This is a genomic window from uncultured Hyphomicrobium sp. (genome assembly GCF_902826555.1).
GTDB lineage: Bacteria > Pseudomonadota > Alphaproteobacteria > Rhizobiales > Hyphomicrobiaceae > Hyphomicrobium_C.
The window spans coordinates 62000-83147 of sequence record NZ_CADEFI010000014.1; the positions used below are offsets into that span (position 1 = coordinate 62000).

Below are 21148 nucleotides of genomic sequence, written 5' to 3' on the forward strand. Positions count from 1 at the left end.
GTCCCTTACGCTAGGAAAATGACTGTCCTGCGGGCCGTTGAAAGGCCGCATGCGCGCTTCATCTTGTGGCGCGAAAGGCCGACCCCGGTTGTCATGGCAAAGACCAACTTTATGAGCAGCGATGACGCGCCGGGGCGCCGCAAGGTCCTCGCGATACCGGCGCCGTACGGGCTGCACCCGATACCGCTCGCCCTTGTTCTTATCCAGGGCAAGTTCTTCTACTGGACGAATTTCTCGTTCGAGCAGCACCCGCTCGCAATGCCCGGTCTGCGCGAGCTTTATCTGTTGGTGTCGCTCGTGTTCGCCGCCAGCTTCGTGCTCGGTGCGCTCTACGGACGCAGGTTCTATCCGACCGACCTCGCCCTCGTCGGGCTCTTGCTGGGCTTCAATCTCATCTGCGCCACGCTCGCCTATCTGAACTTCGGCCAGCCCTTGCCGTACGGCATCCTCGAGGAACGCAGGATGGCGTCGTTTCTGTCGTTCTTCGTATTGCTCTATGCCATCGAGCGCTTCCGCATCTCACCCGAGGCGCTGGTGTCGTCCATCCTCGTGGCGGCCGCGATCTACCTCGGGCTCGGTCTTTTTCTGCAGACCGGCGTTCTGGGCGATCTGACGGCCCGCGACATCCCCTATCTCGACCCGCGCAAACACCGGATCCTGAATGGCGTCGAGCTCTACATGGTCTCGATTGCGATCAGTCTCGTCATGGTGCTCCGCTTCCGCGCCTGGTCGTATGTCGTTCCCATGATGGTGGGCGCCATGGGCATGCTTCTGATTTCCCAGACCCGCAGCTCCATGGCGGTTATGCTGCTTGCAGGGACGATCATCTTCGCTCTGAGCAGCCCGACGCGTCTCGTCATGTTTGGGCTTGGCGCTGCCGGGCTCGCGGTCCTGGCCGTGTTCGGCGGCGACCTGCTCTGGGAGGCAGTGGAGTTCCTGCACGGCTTCGTTGTCGAGATCTTCTCGGGCGGTCAATCGACGAACAGTCCGGCCGAGATCACGCTCGAAGATTCCGTTCGCACCCACACCGCGTCCGTCATTCTATCCGAGCTGTGGAAGAACGGCTGGATGGGGATGGGATCCCTGTCGCTGCAGTGGAACGGCGGATTCCACTCCGTCTACGATCCGCACTTCTTCCTGACCGATGTTGGTATGCTCGGCGAGTTCTATCGCTTCGGGATGCTGCTGCCGCTGGTCTATGGTTCGTTTTTCTATCTCATCTACTGCTTCATCAGTCCCATCCGCGACCCCATTGGCCGCCAGGTCCTGATCGGAATTCTTGTTCTGCTCGTTTGCAATGCGATCGCGGGCTCGGGATTCATCTCGCTGCCCGGAGAGCTCTACGCGCTCATGTTTGCGGTGGCCGCCGCTTATCGGCGCCGGGAAGCATTGCAGGCACGGTACGAACCGATGCGCCAGGTGGAGCAGTTGCCCGGCGGCGGCGCACAGGCAGAGCCCATCACAAGCTTCGATCAGGAAGCTGCCAGCGGCCCACCAAATCGCGCATCTTGAGAGCGCTGTCCATGAGGCGCCGCTGTGCGCGCCGCATGATGCTCTTCGATCCGGCGCGCTGGCCGGCGCGGATCAGGCGCCGATCGGAGAAGATCGTGACCGGAAGCCGTCGCACCGGCCCCACGTCGGCGATGCTGTTGTCGAACAGTCTCGTGTCCGCGCAGTGCAGGCCCGACCCATCGTGCCCGATGTTGTCGACCAGCGAGCGTACCGGACAGATCGAAAGATAGCTGTGCCGGAACTGGCTGAAGCTGTACGGCAGCACCCAGTCGTCGAATTCTCCGGCCTGCTGGCGGACGAGCAATTCGAAGAGATCGTCGCCCACGTCGCGCAACGCCTGAACCTCGCTTTTGGAGGCTGAGAAACGTTGAAAATCGCTGACCGACCAATCGACGTTATCGAGTGTCCGCTCCCAGGTCGCCCAGCCCCAGGGGAAAAAGCGTGGGGTGAAGTAGGCGTCGTACTCGTAAGCCTGCGGGATCGGCATCAGGCGCGCCGGAAAATTATACGCGCAGGCCGACATGACGTTGGGATGCGCGGCATATTTGTCGAGACACGTCGTGAGGAAGCCGAGGGCGTGCTTCGAGAAGACGAGATCGTCCTCCATGACGATCGCGCGCCCCCTATCCCGGAGAATCTCGGTAAGCCCGGTTATGATGGAGCTCGCCGCGCCCATGTTCTTTTCGCGCAGCACGCTTCGAACCGACGCAAAGCCCTCCACATTGCTGATGATCTCGCGCACCTCGCGCACGGCGGAAGCGGCGCGCTCCGTCTTCGGTGCATCGGAGAAAATGACAAGGTCGCACTCCGAGGCGCCGTCGCAGGCAGCCAGAGATCGAAGCGCTTTTAAGGTGTGCGCCGGCCGGTTGTAAACGAACAGCGCTACGGGCGTCCGCACGACCAATGCCCTTTCTAAGGGTATTCAATAATTACAAAAGTAAGCGTGTACGTGTGTGGCGGCTTGTGTAGCTGAAGCGTGGCAATTCCGGACTGCGGTAGAATTGCAGTCCGCCCTTCGAACCCCCCAGCCACCCTGCGCCCCCACAGACGTCTGCAGGATAACAGATGTCGATTATGGGACGGAAAACTACATAAGTTTAGGGTTGCTAACCGCGGCAGTGAGGCGCAGCCCGTCAGCCGGCGCGTATAATTAACGCTACCTTCCGACTTCGATCTCGTTGTTCGTGGACGAAGGCTACAATCGCCCTCCGAGCAGTCCGCATTGCGGGCCCGTGGGATGCTGCGTGACGGACGCTCGCCGTTGATTTCGCTCGCTTCCACATGGTGTGGCGGCCGAGGCGTAGAATTGTGCGAGAAGGCAGCGCATGGGGACTCCGCCACTTTTTTCCATAATCACCGTATGCCGCAACGACTTGCCGCGGCTTCACGACACGGCCGCATCGATCAGGCGGCAGACCTTCAAGGATTGGGAGTGGGTGGTCGTTGACGGGGCGTCGAGCGACGGCACGTCGGCCTATCTCGAGACCCGGCCGCTCGAGAACATGATCTGGAAGTCGGAGCCGGATCGCGGCATCTACGACGGCTTCAACAAGGCCGCGGCGCTTTCGACCGGTCAGATCCTGATCTACATCTGCGCCGGCGATCTCCTGACCGACCCGGACGTGCTCCAGCGCACCGCGGATTTCATCGCCAAGAACCCGTCCTTCGATATCTATTATGGCGACGCCAACGAGCTCTACGACGACGGCAGCAGGTTCCTGCGCGCCGCACGCAGCCACACCTGGGTTTGGTACAGCCAGTTCACCCACCACCAGTCGATCTTTTATCGGCGCCGTTGCTTTGATCTGGCGCAGTATCGTGAGGAGCACGCCATCGGCGGCGACTACACCTTCACTGCCGAGCTTCTTCACAAGGGCGCCACCGCGGTGCAGATGCCGATTGTTGTGGCCGATTTCCCGGTCGGCGGACACTCGTACCGCAACTATTGGCAGGGCGAATGGGACAACTGGCGTTGCCGGCGTGACATCCTGGACATGTCGTGGCCGACGTGCGCCGCCATCCTCGCCGTACATGGCGCCGTCCGTGTCGGCCGGCTCGCGCTGCCTGGCGTATATCGTCAGCTTCGCTACGCGGGCCGCGCACAGGACCAGCAGGCTTGAGAGTACGACATTAAGGGAATGCGCCCGGCGCGGGACGGCCTGCGCCGGGTCTTAGAGACCCATCCAGTCCTTCGAGAGGCCATCCGTGACCGCCGCAACCGAGCAATCCGCGGAGGGGCAGACCGAGCGCATCCTCGGCCTTCCGATCCGCTCGATGGCCCCGGAGCGTTGCGTGGCCGAGCTCGACACGCTTGTCGAGCAGGCGCCCGTGCGCCTCGGCTTCGTCAACATCAATACGGCCTACCTGATTGCCAACGATCCCGCATACCAGGATGCGTTGCGCCGTTTCGTGCTCCTGAATGACGGCGTGGGCCTGGATCTCGTGAGCCTCGTCCTGCACGGACGGGCGTTCTCTCACAATCTCAATGGCACCGATTTCGTCCCGCACTATCTGCGTTCGACGCGGCATAGCTATCGTGTGTTTCTGCTCGGGGCCAAGCCCGGAATAGCGGATGCCGCCCTCGAAGTGCTGCGCAAGCTGGCGCCCCAACACGAATATGTCGGCTCCCGCCACGGCTATTTCACGTCCGAGGAGAACGAGGCCGTACTGCAGCGCATTCGCGATGCCAGGGCCGACGTGGTGATCGTCGCGCTCGGTAACCCCGGCCAGGAAATGTGGATCGCCAGCAATACCGAGCGCTCGGGCGCCAAACTGGCCATCGGTGTCGGCGCGCTGTTCGATTTTTTGACGGGCACCGTCTCCCGCGCCCCGCTTTGGGTGCGCAAGGCGCGCCTCGAATGGCTCTATCGGCTGATGCAGGAGCCGAAACGGTTGGCGATGCGCTATTGCGTATACGCGCCTGCCGTCCTCTTCCGCGCCATTGCGTTCGGCAACGGCAACCAGCGTCGCAGCTCCTAGACCTCGCCGTCCCTGACGACTAGTAGGCGTTGGGGTTGACGAACCCTTTGAACGGGGTGAGCAGGATGATCTTCATGTCCATCCAGAACGACCAGTTCTCGATGTAGAAGAGATCCATCTTCACGCGCCGCGCCATGAGCTCGGGATCCTCGGTCGAGCCGCGCAATCCGTTGATCTGCGACAGACCCGTCAGGCCCGGGCGCACGAGATGGCGCTGCGCATAGCTCTGCACGTGCTGGCGATAGTAGTGGTTGTGCGCAAGCGCATGCGGCCGTGGTCCCACGAGAGACATTTCGCCCTTGAGCACGTTGATGAGCTGCGGCAGCTCGTCGAGGCTCGTGCGGCGCAGGAACTTGCCGACGAACGTCACGCGATCGTCGTCCTTGGTTGCCTGCGTGACCTTGTCGCCGTTCTCCATCACCCGCATGGTGCGGAACTTGTACACGTCGATGATGCGGTGATTGTAGCCGTTGCGCCGCTGGCGGAAGAACGCCGGGCCCGGGCTATCGAGGCGGATGGCAATGGCGATCAGCACCATCAGCGGCGCGAACGCCAGCAGGCAAAGCAAGCCGAAGCTGTAGTCGAAAAACAGCTTGCAGACGCGCCCCCACTCGCCCATCGGGCGCGACCTAGTCTCGAGCAGGTTGAGGCCACCGAGCCGCTGAGCGCTGCGGATTGGCAGGCCAAGCTCCGCATAGTGCAACCACACGTGCACCGGAAGCACGCTGAGCTGATCGACCACCGCGCCGAGCCGCGCATCGGGCCGCGAGAAGGCGACGATGATCTCGTCGATTTCGTTGCGCTCGCCGATGGAGATGACCTTCTCGATCACGTTCGCTTCGTCGACCGCACCATTGGTCGCAAACACGCCGGTGACGCCGATTCCCGGCATTTTCCGAAGTTGCTCGGCGACCTGCTCCCCGGAGTCGTCGATCGTCACAACGGCAATCCGCCGTGCGGCCGATCCCATGCGGTAGAGCCACGCCAGAATTTGCGCCGACGCGATGCGCCAGAGAACGAGAAGAAGCGCCGACAGCACGAACCACGTCAGCAGCCAGCCGCGCGAATAGTCTTCGGACACTTTGAATAGGAACGCGACGACGATGAGCAGCAGGAACGTCGCGCCGATGCAGAACAGAAGATCGTGAACGCGTGCGCGCCAGTCGAGCAGCGCGCCACGCTCGTGCAGTCCGTAGCCGCGCGCCATGTAGTAGGTGATGAGACCGGCAACCAGACCGGCTACGAAATACGGATGCGATGCTTGCTCGCTGCCGAGCACCAGCGTGATGTAGAAAAATTTCGCCAGAAGCGCTGCGACTGCGACCAGCACGAAGTCCGCAAGCGCCAGGAGATCGAGAACGATGCGGTCCGACAGGTGCACGTTGAAATCGCGCCGCCCGAAAGGCATATCGAGAGCATTAGCAATCGCTCCCAGGCTCCGCCGTACCATTTTTCCTAGTCCCCCAAACCGCACTTGAGCGAAATGCTAGGGATGCAGATTTGTCTGCGCAACGTGAAGCTTAAGGAATGATTAATAACGTCGAGGCATCTGCGTCGGTGGCGTCAGGTGCGACAGTTAGACCCTTGACGATGGATCGCGCGGGAACGGTCGCAGTTCACCACCGCGAATGTCCGCTGTTGCTGGAGATCCGCCGTCGTGCCACTTGATGGCTCGGGCCTTGGATCCGGAAAAGTTTCCCTGCGCCATTCGGGAAGCGACGCATGAGCAAAATAATCCTGCTTGCGGCGGCAGCGGTCGCAGCAATGGCGCCGTCATCGACGCCGGTTGTCGAGCCGCAGGCCGACCCGCTTTCCACGCGCAGTATTTTTCTGACCGGCGTCAATCTTGCTGGCGCGGAGTTTGGCCCGCCGCCTCGTCCCGGCGGCCCGCCGGCCAAACACGGCGTTGACTATGTCTACCCGAGCGAAGCCTACGTCGAGGGATACAAGTCGCCGTCCTACTTCCTGGCCAAGGGGATGAATACGTTTCGCATTGCGTTTCTTTGGGAGCGCATTCAGCCCAAGCTCATGCAGGGGTTGGATCATGCCGAGCTTGCACGCCTGGCGCGCACGGTGAATACCCTCGCCCGGCGAGGTGCCTGGGTCATTCTCGATCTGCATAACTACGCCCGCTACGAAGGCAAGACCATCGGTTCCCAGGATGTGACGCTCGAGGCCTTTGCCGACGTCTGGAAACGTCTAGCGGCCACCTTCAAGCACAATCCGAAAGTGCTTTTCGGCATCATGAACGAGCCGTACGAGATGCCGACCGAAACCTGGGTCGATGCGGCAAATGCCGCGCTGGTGGCTATTCGCGCCACGCGCGCCCGCAATATCGTGCTGGTGCCTGGCAATGGCTATACCAGCGCCGGGCTTTGGGCGTCCGACGTCTACGGCACTCCGAACGCGATGGCCCTCGATAAAATTCACGATCCGCTGCAACGGATTGTGTTCGAAGCGCATCTCTATCTGGATCACGACGGGTCCGGCACCAATGGGGAATGTCCGAGCGCGACGCTTGGTGTCGAGCGGCTGCAGCCGTTTACCGATTGGCTGAAAGCGCGCAAGCAGCTCGGATTCATCGGCGAGTTCGGCGCCGGTACGAGTGACGTCTGTCTCGAAGCTCTATCGTCCCTGGCAACAACGATGCTCGACAACCGGGACGTGCTCTTGGGCTGGACGTACTGGGCCGCAGGACCTTGGTGGCCGGTGGACTACTTTTCGCGCATCGAGCCGGGAGAGAAGAGCGATGCCCCACAGATGAGGGCGCTGCTGCCGCATCTTGGTGCACCGCAAACGGTCGGCGCCATGGCGCCGCACCTAAGCGCACCCGAAGACGGAACCGCGCGTGCCATAGCGCGCTGAGCGTCCGCACCCTGATAGGGATATTCGTGTCCGGCCGCGATAGTTACGGAAGCGGCCGGTCCGGCGGCGATGCGGCCGGAGGCTCGCTCGTCAGAATGCCCTCGAGTGAAAATCGCTGCTTTGCCTGCAGGCGGAAGAGGTGACGCCCGCCGCGGCCGAGCAGCAGATGCACGCCGATGCCGGTGATGAATACCGTGAGCACGCTGGCAATCGCCGCACCGACCGCGCCGAACGGCGGGATCAGAAGAAGATTGAGCAACACATTGGCGACGGCCCCGGCGAGCGTACGCTTCATGGACACCACTAGCCGGCCGCGTGCGATCCACCAGTATTCGGTCGCAACGCCCTGGGCAACGAACACCAGTCCCACGATCTGGATGGCGAGGATCAGGGCGCTCTCATGGTAGGCCTCGCCGAACAGGAGATGGATCAGGAAGGGCGAGAGCAGGCAAACGACGACGGAAATGGCAATGAAGACCACATTGAAATAGGTGAGCAGCACCTGGAAGAGCCGCAGGAACTGATGCAGGTTGTTGCGATAGCTCCGGAATAGGAACGGCGCCGCCGCGGTCATCAGCACGACGGGCGCAATTTGAGCCGCCTCGTAGATGCGCGTCGCCGCCGCGTAGACGCCGACCTCGTGATCGCCTTTCAGCGCCGCGAGCATCATCACGTCGCAGCGCATGTAGACCATGTTGGCCAGCGTGGTGATGAAAAGCGGCGCGCCAAGCACGTAGAGCTCGCGCACTTGCCGCGGCAGCGCGGCGTCGAATTTCAGTTTGAGGCCGCGCTTGAGGTAAAAGACCAGCAGCAGCACGCCCACAAGTGCGAGCTGGACCACATGCGCCACGCCGACCAGCGCCATGCTGGCGCCGAAGGCGACGAGGGCGATCTTGAGAGCGGATCCCGTAAGAATGGCCGTGATGCGCGCGATCGCCGGCACCGTGGCGTTCTTCGTGGCGCGGAACCAGGCTTCCAGCGTTTCCAGCGGGATGAACAGCAACACCGGCAGCATGATGAGCAGGAGCTCATAGCCGACCGCGCCTTCCGGATACGTGAAGTAGCCCGCGATAGCTGCCAGCAGCATGAAGCCCACCGCATTGATGAGCCGCATGACGATAGCGCTGGCGAGGAAGCTGTCGTGGGATTTGGTGTCGTCCGAGCAGTGGCGGATGATGGCGAGGTCGAGGCCGTACTTGAGGCTGGTCGCGGACACCAGGATGATCGAGGTGGCGAGGCTCCACACGCCGAACTTGTCGGGTCCGAACACGCGCGCCATGTAAACCGTGACGAACAGGCCGAAAACGATGTTCACGAGCTGCTCGGTAGCCTGAATGATGCTGCTCTTGCTGAAGGTCATGAACGCCCCCGAGCCGAGCAGGGGCTGCACGAACTTTGTGATGCGAGCGATCATTCACCGGCTCCGCGTGAGCGCCGGACCGCGCTGCCCATGTGCGCAGCGGCCGTCTTCGCGGCGAGGAGGCTCGGAGCAGCGATCCAGCAATGCACTGTAGGACACTCCGGGCGAGAGTTTTGCGATGCGGACCCGTGCCAGAAGGACCAGAAAAGTGTGGCGCCGCCAAGAGCTTCGCGCACGGCAACAGGCGACGACGTCGAGACAACCTTAATGAGTGCCGGACCAGCCGACGATAGGCCCGCGCGACTACCGGTTGGCGAAGAACGTACGGATCGTAGCCGCGACCCGCCGCGCATCGTCGTCGGAGATATGGTGATGCACCGGCAGGCAAAGGCCGGTCTCGGACAGCTTCTCGCTGACGGGCAGCGACACGGGAGGATCGCTCTTGAGCTTCGGCTGCAGGTGCATCGGGTAGAAGAAGCCGCGCGTCTCGATGTTCTCTTCGCGCATGAAAGCTTCGAGATCGGCCTTGTGCGCGGTGGTGAACGCCACGCGGAACGGAATGACGTCCGAGCTCGGATGCACCTGCATGAGCTTGATGTCGCCCACGCCGGCGAGCTCGCTGGCATAGAGCCGCCACAGCTCGTTGCGCCGGCTGCGGATGCGATCGAGCTTGCCGAATTGCACGAGACCCATGCCGGCCTGCAGATCGGTGATACGGAAGTTCATGCCGTGCTCGGGATGAATGAACGTTCCGGAGTTGGGCCGCCCCTGGTTTCTGAGCAGCTTCAGCCTCTCGAACAGCGCGTCGTCCTGGGTGAAAAGCGCGCTGCCCTCGCCCATGGTGATCGACTTGTCGGAGAAGAACGAGAACACGCCGACATTGCCGAACGTGCCTGCGTGCTTGCCGTTGAAATGCACGCCGAAAGCCTGCGCCGCGTCCTCGATGACCGCGAGTCCATGCCGGTTGGCGACGTCCATGACGCGCTCGATGTCGCACATCTGTCCGTAGATGTGCACCGGCATGATGGCGCGCGTGGCGGGCGTGATCTTCCGCTCGAGATCCTCGACATCGATGTTATAGGTGTCGGGATAGCAGTCGACGAAGACCGGTTTGAGGCCGGCGAAAACCGCCGACATCGCCGAGCCATAGAACGTGAAGGCCGGGATCAGGATCTCGCTGCCGCGCGGCAGATCGAGACCGAGCAGGCCGAGGAACAGTCCGAGCGTGCCGTTAGGCGCAAACACGACATGTTTGGTCTTGGTGTAGTCGCGGATGAGCTCGGCGAGCTTGGCCGCGTTGGGACCCTCGGTCAGCCATCGATCCATCACGGAGCGCTCGACCTTCTCCAGCTCCTCGGCGTCGAGGAACAGGTCGACTTGGGTAATACGTTTCTTGGGGGGCTCTTGGTTTGTCACCGCAGCACTCGCGCTCTCTAGAAATCACGCTCTGACAGGATTGGATCCGCTACCGGCCACCAGATCTTGGCACGCGGGTCGTTCCATTTGACGGTAAATTGCTTGGTCTCTTCGTAGTAGGTCGTCTGTTTGTAGTGGAAGATGCCGACGTCCGACATCACCAGGTAGCCGATGCCGTACTTGGCCGGCACGTAGACCTGGTGCCGGTTGGTGCTGGTCAGGTTGAACGACTGCCATTGCATGAACTGCGGGTGAGATTCGTCGGCCTGGACCGCGACCATGTAGAGCGACCCGTAGACGCATTTGACGAGCTTCTCGGTCTTGTCGTCGCCGTGCATGCCGCGCAACACGTGCTTGCGGTTGGTCGCGTAGTCGTCCTGCTTGAAGTCGGCGACGATTCCCGCGTTCCGATAGATGTCGCGATTATAGATCTCGACATAGTCACCGCGAAAGTCCTCGAACGCGGTGGCCGGTGTGATCAGCTTGACACCGTCGAGCTTGGTATCTTTGCACGTAAACGACATGTCGGTGTCTGCCCCCCAGCCCGACGCAGCACCCTGGCCGGCTCCGGCCGGCGTTGCTGCACCGCACGCTCGCGGACTTATAGACGGCGCGCAGCCCGGCGACCAGCCGCAACCGCGCGCACAGGTTAATGCCGCGGGGCCAAGGTCGGGAGGGCCGTCCGGACGGGGTCAGCTATCCGACCGAAACACCATTTTGGGGCGAAGATTGCCAAGATTGCGCGGCGGCGCCTTGAGCCGCACGGGCTGCGTTTTGCCGTTCCAGAACAGGCGGTCGGTGAACGCTAGCAGATCCACGGCCAGCGTCAGCGGCGGCGCCACCAGGAGATAGAGCATCTTGGTATCGGTCCGGCATTCCGGCCATTCGCGCCGTGCGATCCAAAGCGCCCGTCCGATGTAGAAGGCGAAAAGCGCGAGAAGCAGGGTCGAGCCGGAGATGAGGAAAGTGAAGTCGGTAGCTTCTTCTGTCACGTTGCGGAACCACGTTGCAGATTTCAGTTGGACGAAAATGTAACATCGAACTATGCGGTCGCGTTCCCCATAAATGACCCCTAAGGAATCTGGCGTAGGGCGCCGTTCGCGCATGCGAAAACTGCGCCGCCGGACCCGTTCATCTCCTTCATTTACCGTGCAACCGCTCTCGCTCGGGCAGGTCCGCCGACGCGCGTGATCTGGCATCGAAGCTGCAGCCTGCCGCTCAAGCAGGAGTAAGGCGGCCCATGAGCGAGAGATATCCCACACCAGCCCTGTCCCTCTGTCTCGGATTGGGACTTCTGGTTGCCCACATATCGGCCCTCGGCGCCGCCCCCGCTCGCGAGATGGAGGCAGGCCACAAGGCACCGACCGGCCTCGAGCTGATCGCGTTCGAGGCTCCGGGATGCAACTATTGCCCCGTCTTCCGCCGCGACGTGGCACCCTCCTATACGGCCTCGCGCGTCGGCAAATCCGCGCCGCTCCGCTTTATCGACCTCAATGATGAAGCCGCTGCGAGTTTCGCGCTCGCGAGCCCCGTGACCATGGTGCCGACCGTCGTCCTGGTTCGCGACGGCGTCGAGATCGGACGCGTTGCGGGCTACGTCGGACGCGAGAGCATGCACCGCCTGCTGGAAACGATGCTGCCACCGGAGTGATCGCGCCGTGCGGCGATGCTATGCTGCCGCAGGAACATCTCCGAAGGTGAGGGCAGGTGCCGCTCTTCGTCCACATCGCCCCCGAACCGCTGGCCAAGCGCATCCGCCGCAGCGGCATTGCCGCCCGTCGTCTCGATGCCGCGTACAACGGATTTGATCGCCTCGTATGGGCTTTTCCGGTCATGGAAAGTTACACGCTCACCCATCAATGGGCGCGCGAGCTGAAGCGGTTGGGTGCACGCACGCTTGTCGCCGTCACGTTTCGCGTTCCCGACACCGAGCCTGTCCTGGCTCATCACTACAACGACGAGCCGCGGTTGATGAAGGCCGCGGAAGCGGTTGCCGCTATCCGCGCCATGTCCGATCCGCGCGGCGGCCAGGTCGTCATTCCGCGACGCATTGAGCCGCAGGAGATCGTACGCGTGACGCCGCTGCCCCGCACCTTCGGCTGGCGGTACTTTCCCGGCGTGAAGAGCGCGGACCGGCGCCCGTGCGACTGCCCCATGTGCGCCCCGCGCGGCGAGGTGAAGGCGAAGCGCTATCGCGATCGCCTTCCGCTCCTCGCGCGCCGATGGGACGCACGCCACGAAAAGTCGTAGCCGCGCGCCCGTCTAGCTGAGCGCTTTTTGTCCGTAGTGCTTGAACTGCTCGATCACGATCTGCATCTCGGATTCGGGCAGCACCGCCGGCGGGCCGATGGCGAGCACCTTGGTATACTGCTCGGCCAGGACTTCGATCTCGTGCGCGAGCTCGAGCGCTTCCGGCAGGGTTTCGCCCAGTGCGATCGCGCCGTGATGGGCCATCAGGCATGCGCGCCGGTCTGCAAGCCCGCTTGCAACGGTATTGGCCAGCTTCTCGCTGCCGAACGTCGCATATGGGATGACCGGAATGTCGCTGTTGCCGGATACGGCCACCATGTAGTGGAACGCCGGGATGGACCGCCCCGCGCAGGCAAGCACGACAGCGTGCATCGAATGCGTGTGCACCACCGCGCCCATGTCGGGGCGCGCACGATAGGCGGCAAGATGGAACTGCCATTCCGAGGAAGGCTGCCTTTGCTTGCCTGGCACCGATCCGTCCGCGTTGACGAACACGATGTCCTTGGGGCCGATGTCTTCGTAGGCCAGTCCCGTCGGCGTGATCAGCATCCCACCGCCAAAGCGGGCCGAAACGTTGCCGGAGCGTCCGGGCGAGAGACCGCTGCGGCTCATGGCAAGCGCCGTGGCAGCCACGGCCTTCCGCAGAGCGAGCTCATCGCGTGCGTGCGCCTTCCGCGCCCGCGTCTTGGATCCCTTTTTGGTTTTGCTTGCCTTGGCTTTGACGACCTTGACCTTGTTCTTGCCGCGTTTACTCATGCCGCAGACTCACCTCGTTCGGGATAGAGAGAAAGAAGTCCCTTCCGGTCTGCCGAAGCCACCCCCCGCTCGGTGATGAATCCGGTGACCAGCCGCGCGGGCGTCACATCGAATGCAGGGTTGGCGGCCGGCGATCCGGAAGCGGCGATGGAGAACGCCGCAATGGATCCATCCGTATGCTGACCGTACATTCTGAGCACCTCGTCCGCGCTACGCTCCTCAATCGGTATGTCCCTCCCCGAGGCAACCGTCCAGTCAATCGTGGAATATGGTAACGCTACATAGAATGGCACGCCGGTGTCGTGCGCTGCGAGCGCCTTGAGGTAGGTGCCGATCTTGTTGGCGACATCGCCGTTTGCTGCAACACGGTCGGTGCCGACGATGCACAGATCGACCTCGCCGTGCTGCATAAGATGACCGCCGGCGTTGTCGACGATGATGGTATGCGGCACGCCGTGCCGCCCGAGCTCGAAGGCCGTGAGCGCGGCGCCTTGATTGCGCGGCCGCGTCTCGTCCACCCACACATGCACCGGGATACCGGCGTCGTGCGCCTGGTAGATGGGCGACGTGGCCGTGCCCCAATCGACACAGGCAAGCCAGCCCGCATTGCAGTGCGTGAGGATGTTGACCGGCTTGCCGGCTTTTCTCTCGGCGAGGGCGCGGATCAGCGGCACGCCGTTGACGCCGATCAGCCGGCACGTCTCCACGTCGTCGTCGGCGATGGCGCTCGCCTTGGCGAAAGCGCCGGCTGCACGCACCTCGGGCGCCAGCGGAGCCACGGCTTGGCGCATTTCCTCGAGCGCCCAGCGGAGATTGACCGCCGTCGGTCGCTGCTTGGCGAGGAATTGGATGGCCGCTGCGAGCGCTTCGTCCGACGCGTCGCGGCGGAGCGCGAGCCAGAGACCGTAGGCGGCGGTGGCACCGATCAGCGGCGCCCCCCGCACTTGCATGGTGAGGATGGCATGCGCCGCCGCCTCCACCGTGCCGATCGTAACGGTCTCGAAGCGGTGCGGCAGCTTCGTCTGGTCGATGATCACGACCGATGCCCCGTCGTCGCCGGGCCAGATGGTACGAAATGCCTTGCCGTCGATTTTCATGGCGGGCCTCGTGTCAGTCGGCGCCGCCGATCACCGGAGGCCCGAGCGGGATATGGATTGTCTCGTCGAGGCCGCACGCCGCGCAGGAGAGATGATACCACTCCGCGTGGGGACGCGCCGATTGGTCGACGAGCGAGAGCCCGGCTGCGCGGCAGCGCGGGCAATCGAGCGCCGCGTCGGCGTCGCTGTGCCGCCGTCGAACGGCCTCGAGCCCAAGCCGCAGCTCGTCAGCCGAGAGCGCCATTCAATGCCCTTCGAATGCCACCAAGGCATGACAGTCGATGCCATGACTTTTCAATAGCTTGAGACCGCCGAGATCGGGCAGGTCGATAATGAAGGTGGCGCCCACGATCTCACCCCCGGAACGGCGGATCAGTTTGACGGCGGCTTCCGCCGTGCCGCCCGTGGCGACGAGATCGTCGACAATGAGAATTCGCTGCCCCGTCTTGAGCGCGTCCTCATGGATCTCGATGACGTCGACGCCGTACTCGAGCGTGTACTCCTGTCCGATGGTCTTCCAGGGCAGTTTTCCCTTCTTGCGGATCGGGATGAACCCGCACCCGAGGCGGTCGGCAATAGCGCCGCCGAGGATGAACCCGCGCGCCTCGATGCCCGCCACCGCATCGACGGGCAACGCACGAAAGGGTTCGGCCATTTGCGTAATCGCGGCCTTGAGCCCCTGCGCGTCTCCAAGCAGCGTCGTCACGTCGCGAAAGAGGATCCCCGGCTTTGGATAATCAGGAATCGTACGTATCAATCCCTCAAGCGTGCTCACGGACACCTCCCCGTCAAAATCGCGGCGCAACTTAACAATAAGAATGCGCTGCGCAAAGTATGACGCGTATGCGCGAGAAGCCGGGGCGGAAGCAGCGTTTGGTGAGGCGAGACAATGGCCTCTGAGGTGTAGTTCAGGTGTTGAGATGACGGACGCCAATATATCGCTAACGGCGGATAGCGATTTCGACGATCTCCCCCGCACATTGAGACGAGAGAAGGAAGCCAGAGCCCGCGAGGCGCGCGAAGCCAAGGCGCGCCGCGAACGCGAGCGCGAAGGCTACATGAATGCGAGCCTCGGCGATCCGCCGTCCTACCTCTCGCGGGCCCAAAGCGCCCCGGCCGTCTACGGCGAAGACCCGGTCGCGGCCACGGTTCGCCGCCTCGACGTGCCGTTCCTCCACCTCATGATGTTTTTCCTGAAAGCGGTGGTGGCTGCCATCCCTGCGCTGATCCTGCTCGGCGCCATTCTCTATTTCGCAGGCAAAGGTCTCGAGGCCGCCTTCCCGGAGCTCATCCGCATGAAGATCCTGATTACCTTCCCGGGCGGTTGAGAGTTTGCGCGGCACAAAAAACGCGCCGGCGAAGAGGGTTCACCGGCGCGAAGGTCAGAATGTCCGGCATTGTTTTTTGCCGGTTCGCTTTTTTAAAGAGCGGATCGCTTCTTCAGAGTGAGTTCGACCAGTCGTCGAGTTCCTTCTTCACCTGGTCGCGGCCGTACCCGTAACGCTCCTGGATTTTACCCTCGAGCTGATCGCGGCGGCCATTGATGACGGTGAGGTCGTCGTCAGTGAGCTTGCCCCACTTCTCTTTGACTTTGCCCGAGAACTGCTTCCAGTTGCCTTCTATACGATCCCAATTCATGGCGTGCTCCTTTTGAGTGCTGACGTGGTGAAGGCTCCAGCCCACGGCTCCGCGATGTCGCCGGTGCGGGCCGGCGATCGCTTCGTTGTCGAGACTGGAGCTTTGGTGTGGAAGGCGGGCCGGGAGGCCCGCCTGGCTAAGCCCGGCGAATGAATCCGAGCACGAGCGAAATGACGAGGAACACGATGGCTACCCAGAACAGGAGCCGTGCACCTTCCATCGCCGTGCCGGCAACGCCGCCGAAGCCTAGGAACGCCGCGACCAGCGCGACGACGAGAAAAACAACGGCCCAGTGCAGCAAATTGCCCATCGAACCAACTCCCGAGCTTTTGGACGTTTCGTTGCGTTCCCGAGAAAACAATGTTTCCCGGTCAGCGTGAAATTGGGTGCAGCACATTTCAGGGAAGAAACTAGCGAGCACCCACGACGGGAGAAAAACGTCGCCGGGCAGGATTGGTTCCGCCGCGTCTGAACAGACATCAGGAGAAATGAAAGAAGGAAATTAGCCCGCGGGACCGATGGGGAATTGGCGCGTCCAGGTGGCGCCGCTCGTATCGCGCGCCGTGACCGTCATCTCCGCGGCGCCGTTGGTCAGGTAGTCGAACTCGACCAAGGGATTTTGCGCCACTGTGATCGAGCCCGTCATCTCGAATACCAGTTCGTCCCCCTGGCGCGCCTCGATCCGGTCCACCATCAGAAGCGGGATGTAGAGCAGCGAAATCGGATCAAGCACCATACCCGTATGGTTCGGGTGGTTGAGATTGTAGCGCGCGCGGGCGATTTGATGCGATGCGCTCGGCTTCTCCCCCACGCCCGCGAAATCCATCTTCCCCATGTTGGCGGCTATTTCGGCAGGGTCGCCCACGGGCGGTGCCGAGCACGAGGCCTGTCCGCCCGCGAACTTCACCAATTGCTCGGCCATGTAGAGAGCGCCATCGTCGGCCTCGACCACGACGCGCACGTCGGATTGCTGATCGAGACGGATGTGCGTTGCGAGGTGCACTTGCCCGCGACCTTCGCCGAGGCGGAACACTGCGGCCACTGGCGAGGGGTTCATGTCGACGACGAACGAGACCGATCTGATCGTACGGCCGTTCGGCAGCTTGATATCGGCATCCAGTGGCACGCTGCGCACGTCGTCCGGGCGGTAGGGCGCTGTGAGCTTCACGATCCCGCGGCCATCCTGGATCGTGCGCCCGCCGAAAGCCTCGGCATGAATGCCCGGCCAGGTGTCGCTCGCTCGCACGCCGGTGAAAGAGACGGACCCGAGCAGAAAGGCTGCGAGGGCCAAAGCAAGCGGACGGCGGGCCATGGGGTTTCCCCTTCTTGAGACCGGAGACCTCAAAATAGGTCATAAGCAAATCGATAAAGCGGGACTTTCTTCCCGGCGCTGAAGGAAGTCAATCCGCTGACCCATGCCCACCCGCCTTCTTTAGTGCGCCATCGCCGGCCGGAAACCAGCCTTTACGGCCTCTGCCTCGCTGCAGAACCACCGCTCGCCCTTGCTCGGCTCGACCCTGACCTTGGCGTACCAGGGGCTCCACGGCGCGTGGTAGATGTGGCCGTTCGCGGTCACGTTGCCTTTGATCGCGCAGCCTTTCGGCGCTTCCGTTTCAGCGTCGGCCCAGCGGCGCTCGCGGAAAAGCCACGGCGGCTCCGCCTCGCCCTTCCAGATGCCGGCCTTGGCCTTGCGGGCTTCCGCTTCGAGAACCTGATAGCGCGTCGAGTATTTGACGAACGCCCAAGCATGTCCGCTGCGCACCATTTCGGCGTTGATGTCGCGTCCGTCGGCCGTGCACCATCCGAGAACGCGCCCATACTTGTCGCGGCCTGCGGACTCGCAATCGACGCGTCGCCCGCCCGTCATCCATCTGAGCGCCGCCGTCGCGGCCCGCCCGCATTTCCAGGTCCCGAGCCAACCGCCGCCGCAGGTCTGATCCGCCTCCGGCGCGTCGATGCCTTCGAGCCGCACGCGCTCTCCGCCGATTTCGAGCGTGTCGCCATCCACGACTGTGGCGCGGCCGCTGATGACGGAGGCTTCGTTGCCCGTCGTGAGGGCGGCGCCTGGGTAGGGCGCCTGGAGGAGGGCTGCCGCAGCCAGCGCAAACGCCACCGGCTTGAGGCGGACGACACGGAATACTTCACTCATAAGTTGTAAAATGACCGAGTCGCATGTCGAAATGCAGACCCCATCGTGGCGCAATCATGCACGGTTTCGCCGCCGTACGACCCCATAATATTGCTGAATTGTAAGGATTAAATACAACTATCCGTAGACGGTGGAGGGGTTCGCGCAAAAGTTGTAGATGAATCGCGACGAATGCGGAGGAATGACGTCTCGGCGTCGCCAGCCGGCCCGCCGAGCGTGGATAAATGACGAACCGACGGCGCAGATTTGGCCCCGCCCTGACATAATTACAGGCTACGAGCTGAAGCGACGGCTGGAGCGGGTCGGACGTGCGTCGGGCGTGCAATTTGAAGCCCCGCACGTGGCCCACCGCGGCAGCCCCGAAGTCAGGAATCCGATGACGAGCAGAACCCCGCCGGGGCGGCCCCCCAACTTCGAGACTTATCGTCCCTCGGAGGAACGGAGCGGCGCGCCTCAAAGAGCAGGCCCGCAGGGCCGCTCACCCCCGGACAACGGCGGTCAGACCCGCCCGCCCCAAGGCTACCAGGCGCCCCAGGGATACCAGGCGCATGGCCAGCCGGGTCAGGGATATGCTCCTCAGGGCCATCCGGCGCGCGATCGTCAGGGCTATGCGCCCATCGCCGCGCCACCACCCGGTTCATATGCGCGCCCCTCCGAGCGTCGTGCTCCACGCCAGAGGTCCGGACTGGGTTCGGCGGTTTTCTATGGCGTGCTCGGGCTTGTCGCCATGGCGGCCGGCGCCGTTGCCGTCGCGATCACGGCGTTGCCGGCAAATTTCGTGCGCGATCGCGCCATTGCTGCGGTCAAGGAGAAGACCGGGCGCGATCTCGTCATCGCGGGTCCGGCGTCCTTCACGATCTATCCCGCGCTCGGCGTCTCCCTCGCCGACGTCTCCCTGTCGGGCGCTCCGGGATTCGAGAGTTCGAAACCGCTCGTCGCCATGAAGGCGCTGGACTTGAGCGTCGCCTTTTGGCCGCTGTTCCAGCGCGAGGTCCGCGTCAGCGCGCTCGTCCTCCGCGAGCCGGTGTTCAACCTCGATGTGGACAGCAGCGGCCGGCGCTCATGGGATTTCGCGGCCGCGGTCGAGCGCCGGACGCGCACGCGGCTCGCGCAGGCCGAACCGGCGGCAAACGCCCCGCTCTCGGATGCAGGCCCCGCCGACGCGAACAAAGATCACCTCCGCCTGTCGAACCTCAAGCTCGACGATGTGCGGATCGAGAACGGCGCTCTAAGCTACAGCGACGCGCGCACCGGCCACGCCTCCGAGTTCTCCGCCATCAACGTCAAGCTCGCGCTCGCGAACCTGGCCGAACCGCTCGATGCCGAGGGCAGCCTCGCCTGGAAAGGCAAGACCGTGTCCTTCGACGGCACTCTGACCACGCTTGCCGATGTGCTCGACACGCGTCCGGCGAAGCTCAAGGTCGTGCTCGGCACCGATGTGCTCGATGCCGACTTCGAGGGATCGACCAAACTCGATGCGCTCACGACCGAGGGCATCCTGTCCGCAAAATCTGCCTCGGCTCGGGCTCTTCTCGCCTGGCTCGGCACCGATGTGTCGCCCTCCGCGGGCTTTGGACCCATGACGGCCAAGGGCCTTCTGCGCGCTGTGCCCGATCAGTACACGTTCACCACCGCCGAGATCGTGCTCGACCAGACGACGGCACGCGGTGACATCAGCCTCGATACGCGCGGCGCACGCCCCTTGGTCAACGCCAACCTTAAGCTGACGGAGCTCGACCTCAACCTCTATGCCTCGAACGGAGAGGCCAAACGCGCCGTGCCGTCTGCCGAAGCAGCGCCGGGCGGTGGCGGCAAGGCCCAGTCCATAGAGGATCTGCTGCAACAGGCCCCGCCCGGCCCGCGCGTCCAGGGCTACACCAAGCGCGACGGCTGGAGCGAGGAGCCGTTCGATCTTGCAGCCCTCGGGACCCTCGATGCCGACGCCAAGCTTTCCATCGACAAGCTCACCGTCAGCACCCTTCACCTCGGCCAGTCGGATCTGACGGTCGCGCTCAAGAACCGCGTCCTGAAAACGACCTTCGATCAGATGCGGCTCTACCAAGGCATCGGCAAGGGCACCGTTACGCTCGACGGCACTGCCGAAGCCAAAGCCGGTCTCGATGCCGACCTCACTCTCGACGGCATCTCGGCCCAGCCCCTTTTGAACGATGCCGCCGATTTCGATCGCCTGGCCGGAAAGGGGCGGCTCGCGCTCGCGCTCCAGGGCCGCGGCGCCAGCCAGCGCCAGTTGGTGGAGACGCTGGCCGGCAAGGTTGAGCTTGCGTTCGTCGATGGTGCGATCATTGGCGTCAACATCCCGGAGATGATGCGCAACCTGGGCAAGGGCAACTTCGGCGGCCTCGATGCGGCGCCCAGCGACAAGACCGATTTCAGCGAGATGAGCTCGAGCTGGATCGTCAAGTCGGGCATCGCCGAGAACCAGGATCTGAAGCTCGTGAGCCCGCTCCTGCGTGTCTCGGGCTCGGGCCGCGTCGAGCTTCCCGCTCGCGAGGTGGACTACACTTTGCGTCCCAAGCTGGTCGCCAGCCTCGCCGGCCAGGGCGGTGCCCAGGATGTTTCGGGCATCGAAATTCCGGTGCGCGTGCACGGACCTTGGCAGAATCCGAAGTACACGCCCGATTTTGCGGGCGCCTTGAACAACCCGAAAGCGGCGGACGCGATCAAGGACATCACCAAGCAGTATAAGGGCAAGAAAGCGGACGAGATCGTCAACGACCTGCTGAGCAAAGACGAGAGCGGGAAGTCGAAGGGCAAGAAGCTGCTCGATCAGTTCCTCAACGGCCAGTGAGCTTGAGTGAATGCGCGCCGGCGACGCGCATTCTGTCCCAAAATGAATCGTAAAAACGGTGTGACGATTGCGCGCGAAATTTTGACGGCGCTACCACACGTTTTCCCTTGCAGCGAAGCACCACTTGCATCATATGAGCGGTCTCCGTTCGTCCACCTGCCCTTAAGGTCAAGGACTTCCATCCCCACACCCCCAAGGTAAGGAGCGTTCGGGTTGAATCTGTCTGCTGGTTGGGGAGGGTCATATGGCCTTTAATGACACCCTCTTCCAATTGGGGATGGACTTGACTCGTTCAAGCCCCGCCCAAAAGGAAGATC

At 63.1% G+C, this 21148-nt stretch carries 22 protein-coding genes; 8 read left to right on the forward strand and 14 right to left on the reverse strand.

The window, feature by feature from the left end; all coding sequences use genetic code 11:
• Positions 1-111 precede the first annotated feature (111 nt).
• Positions 112-1512: a hypothetical protein gene (locus tag QZV93_RS08340; RefSeq protein WP_295557541.1), complete on the forward strand. Its 1401-nt coding sequence runs from the start codon at positions 112-114 to the stop codon at positions 1510-1512.
• On the opposite strand, the gene QZV93_RS08345 is transcribed toward QZV93_RS08340, so the two are convergent.
• Complete coding sequence (locus QZV93_RS08345) at positions 1460-2410, reverse strand: glycosyltransferase (protein WP_295557542.1); 951 nt, start codon at positions 2408-2410, stop codon at positions 1460-1462. The genes QZV93_RS08340 and QZV93_RS08345 overlap by 53 nt on opposite strands.
• 427 nt (positions 2411-2837) lie before the next feature.
• Between QZV93_RS08345 and QZV93_RS08350 the strand changes: the two genes are divergently transcribed.
• Together QZV93_RS08350 and QZV93_RS08355 are read left to right on the forward strand one after the other, a co-directional pair.
• Entirely contained in the window at positions 2838-3632 is a 795-nt protein-coding gene (locus QZV93_RS08350; RefSeq protein ID WP_295557544.1) for a glycosyltransferase, read from the forward strand.
• 85 nt (positions 3633-3717) lie between these two features.
• Complete coding sequence (locus QZV93_RS08355) at positions 3718-4491, forward strand: WecB/TagA/CpsF family glycosyltransferase (RefSeq protein ID WP_295557546.1); 774 nt, start codon at positions 3718-3720, stop codon at positions 4489-4491.
• Between the two features lie 19 nt (positions 4492-4510).
• On the opposite strand, the gene QZV93_RS08360 is transcribed toward QZV93_RS08355, so the two are convergent.
• The gene (locus QZV93_RS08360; protein WP_295557548.1) at positions 4511-5899 is read right to left on the reverse strand and encodes an undecaprenyl-phosphate glucose phosphotransferase; all 1389 of its coding nucleotides are present in this window, start codon (positions 5897-5899) and stop codon (positions 4511-4513) included.
• A gap of 314 nt (positions 5900-6213) precedes the next feature.
• Between QZV93_RS08360 and QZV93_RS08365 the strand changes: the two genes are divergently transcribed.
• Complete coding sequence (locus QZV93_RS08365) at positions 6214-7356, forward strand: glycoside hydrolase family 5 protein (RefSeq protein ID WP_295557549.1); 1143 nt, start codon at positions 6214-6216, stop codon at positions 7354-7356.
• A gap of 43 nt (positions 7357-7399) precedes the next feature.
• Here QZV93_RS08365 and QZV93_RS08370 read toward each other — a convergent pair whose 3' ends face one another.
• The 4 genes from QZV93_RS08370 to QZV93_RS08385 form a co-directional block, all read right to left on the reverse strand.
• Positions 7400-8770: a flippase gene (locus tag QZV93_RS08370; RefSeq protein ID WP_295557551.1), complete on the reverse strand. Its 1371-nt coding sequence runs from the start codon at positions 8768-8770 to the stop codon at positions 7400-7402.
• A gap of 249 nt (positions 8771-9019) precedes the next feature.
• A complete protein-coding gene (locus QZV93_RS08375) occupies positions 9020-10132 on the reverse strand; it encodes a DegT/DnrJ/EryC1/StrS family aminotransferase (RefSeq protein WP_295557553.1) in 1113 nt (370 codons plus the stop codon).
• Between the two features lie 17 nt (positions 10133-10149).
• Positions 10150-10656: a dTDP-4-dehydrorhamnose 3,5-epimerase family protein gene (locus tag QZV93_RS08380; protein ID WP_295557555.1), complete on the reverse strand. Its 507-nt coding sequence runs from the start codon at positions 10654-10656 to the stop codon at positions 10150-10152.
• A gap of 168 nt (positions 10657-10824) precedes the next feature.
• Positions 10825-11124, reverse strand: coding sequence for a hypothetical protein (locus QZV93_RS08385; RefSeq protein ID WP_295557557.1), 300 nt, complete (start codon positions 11122-11124; stop codon positions 10825-10827).
• 248 nt (positions 11125-11372) lie between these two features.
• Between QZV93_RS08385 and QZV93_RS08390 the strand changes: the two genes are divergently transcribed.
• Together QZV93_RS08390 and QZV93_RS08395 are read left to right on the forward strand one after the other, a co-directional pair.
• Complete coding sequence (locus QZV93_RS08390) at positions 11373-11783, forward strand: thioredoxin family protein (RefSeq protein WP_295557559.1); 411 nt, start codon at positions 11373-11375, stop codon at positions 11781-11783.
• Positions 11784-11839: 56 nt separating this feature from the next.
• Positions 11840-12382: a hypothetical protein gene (locus QZV93_RS08395; protein WP_295557560.1), complete on the forward strand. Its 543-nt coding sequence runs from the start codon at positions 11840-11842 to the stop codon at positions 12380-12382.
• A gap of 12 nt (positions 12383-12394) precedes the next feature.
• Here QZV93_RS08395 and QZV93_RS08400 read toward each other — a convergent pair whose 3' ends face one another.
• From QZV93_RS08400 to QZV93_RS08415, 4 genes are read right to left on the reverse strand one after another with little or no spacing between them, the layout of a single operon-like run.
• A complete protein-coding gene (locus tag QZV93_RS08400; RefSeq protein WP_295557561.1) occupies positions 12395-13138 on the reverse strand; it encodes a class II aldolase/adducin family protein in 744 nt (247 codons plus the stop codon).
• Positions 13135-14235: an S-methyl-5-thioribose-1-phosphate isomerase gene (gene mtnA / locus QZV93_RS08405; RefSeq protein ID WP_295557563.1), complete on the reverse strand. Its 1101-nt coding sequence runs from the start codon at positions 14233-14235 to the stop codon at positions 13135-13137. The genes QZV93_RS08400 and mtnA overlap by 4 nt, the downstream gene beginning before the upstream one ends.
• 13 nt (positions 14236-14248) lie before the next feature.
• Entirely contained in the window at positions 14249-14479 is a 231-nt protein-coding gene (locus QZV93_RS08410) for a hypothetical protein (protein WP_295557565.1), read from the reverse strand.
• The gene (locus tag QZV93_RS08415) at positions 14480-15010 is read right to left on the reverse strand and encodes an adenine phosphoribosyltransferase (protein WP_295557567.1); all 531 of its coding nucleotides are present in this window, start codon (positions 15008-15010) and stop codon (positions 14480-14482) included.
• A 145-nt stretch (positions 15011-15155) separates the two neighbouring features.
• Between QZV93_RS08415 and QZV93_RS08420 the strand changes: the two genes are divergently transcribed.
• Positions 15156-15563, forward strand: a complete 408-nt coding sequence (locus QZV93_RS08420) for a hypothetical protein (RefSeq protein ID WP_295557569.1) — start codon at positions 15156-15158, stop codon at positions 15561-15563.
• A 112-nt stretch (positions 15564-15675) separates the two neighbouring features.
• Here QZV93_RS08420 and QZV93_RS08425 read toward each other — a convergent pair whose 3' ends face one another.
• The 4 genes from QZV93_RS08425 to QZV93_RS08440 all read right to left on the reverse strand — a co-directional run bounded on the left by QZV93_RS08425 (position 15676) and on the right by QZV93_RS08440 (position 18022).
• Positions 15676-15873 carry a CsbD family protein gene (locus QZV93_RS08425; RefSeq protein WP_295557571.1) on the reverse strand — a complete coding sequence of 66 codons (198 nt, stop codon included), beginning with the start codon at positions 15871-15873 and terminating at the stop codon, positions 15676-15678.
• Positions 15874-16009: 136 nt separating this feature from the next.
• Complete coding sequence (locus QZV93_RS08430; RefSeq protein ID WP_295557572.1) at positions 16010-16183, reverse strand: DUF1328 family protein; 174 nt, start codon at positions 16181-16183, stop codon at positions 16010-16012.
• 192 nt (positions 16184-16375) lie between these two features.
• Positions 16376-17185 carry a quinoprotein dehydrogenase-associated SoxYZ-like carrier gene (locus QZV93_RS08435; RefSeq protein WP_295557574.1) on the reverse strand — a complete coding sequence of 270 codons (810 nt, stop codon included), beginning with the start codon at positions 17183-17185 and terminating at the stop codon, positions 16376-16378.
• A gap of 120 nt (positions 17186-17305) precedes the next feature.
• On the reverse strand, positions 17306-18022 hold the full coding sequence (locus QZV93_RS08440) for a thermonuclease family protein (RefSeq protein WP_295557577.1): 717 nt from the start codon (positions 18020-18022) through the stop codon (positions 17306-17308).
• A 376-nt stretch (positions 18023-18398) separates the two neighbouring features.
• Between QZV93_RS08440 and QZV93_RS08445 the strand changes: the two genes are divergently transcribed.
• Positions 18399-20831 (forward strand): AsmA family protein, encoded by a 2433-nt coding sequence (locus QZV93_RS08445; RefSeq protein WP_295557578.1) that lies wholly within the window; start codon positions 18399-18401, stop codon positions 20829-20831.
• Positions 20832-21148 lie beyond the last annotated feature (317 nt).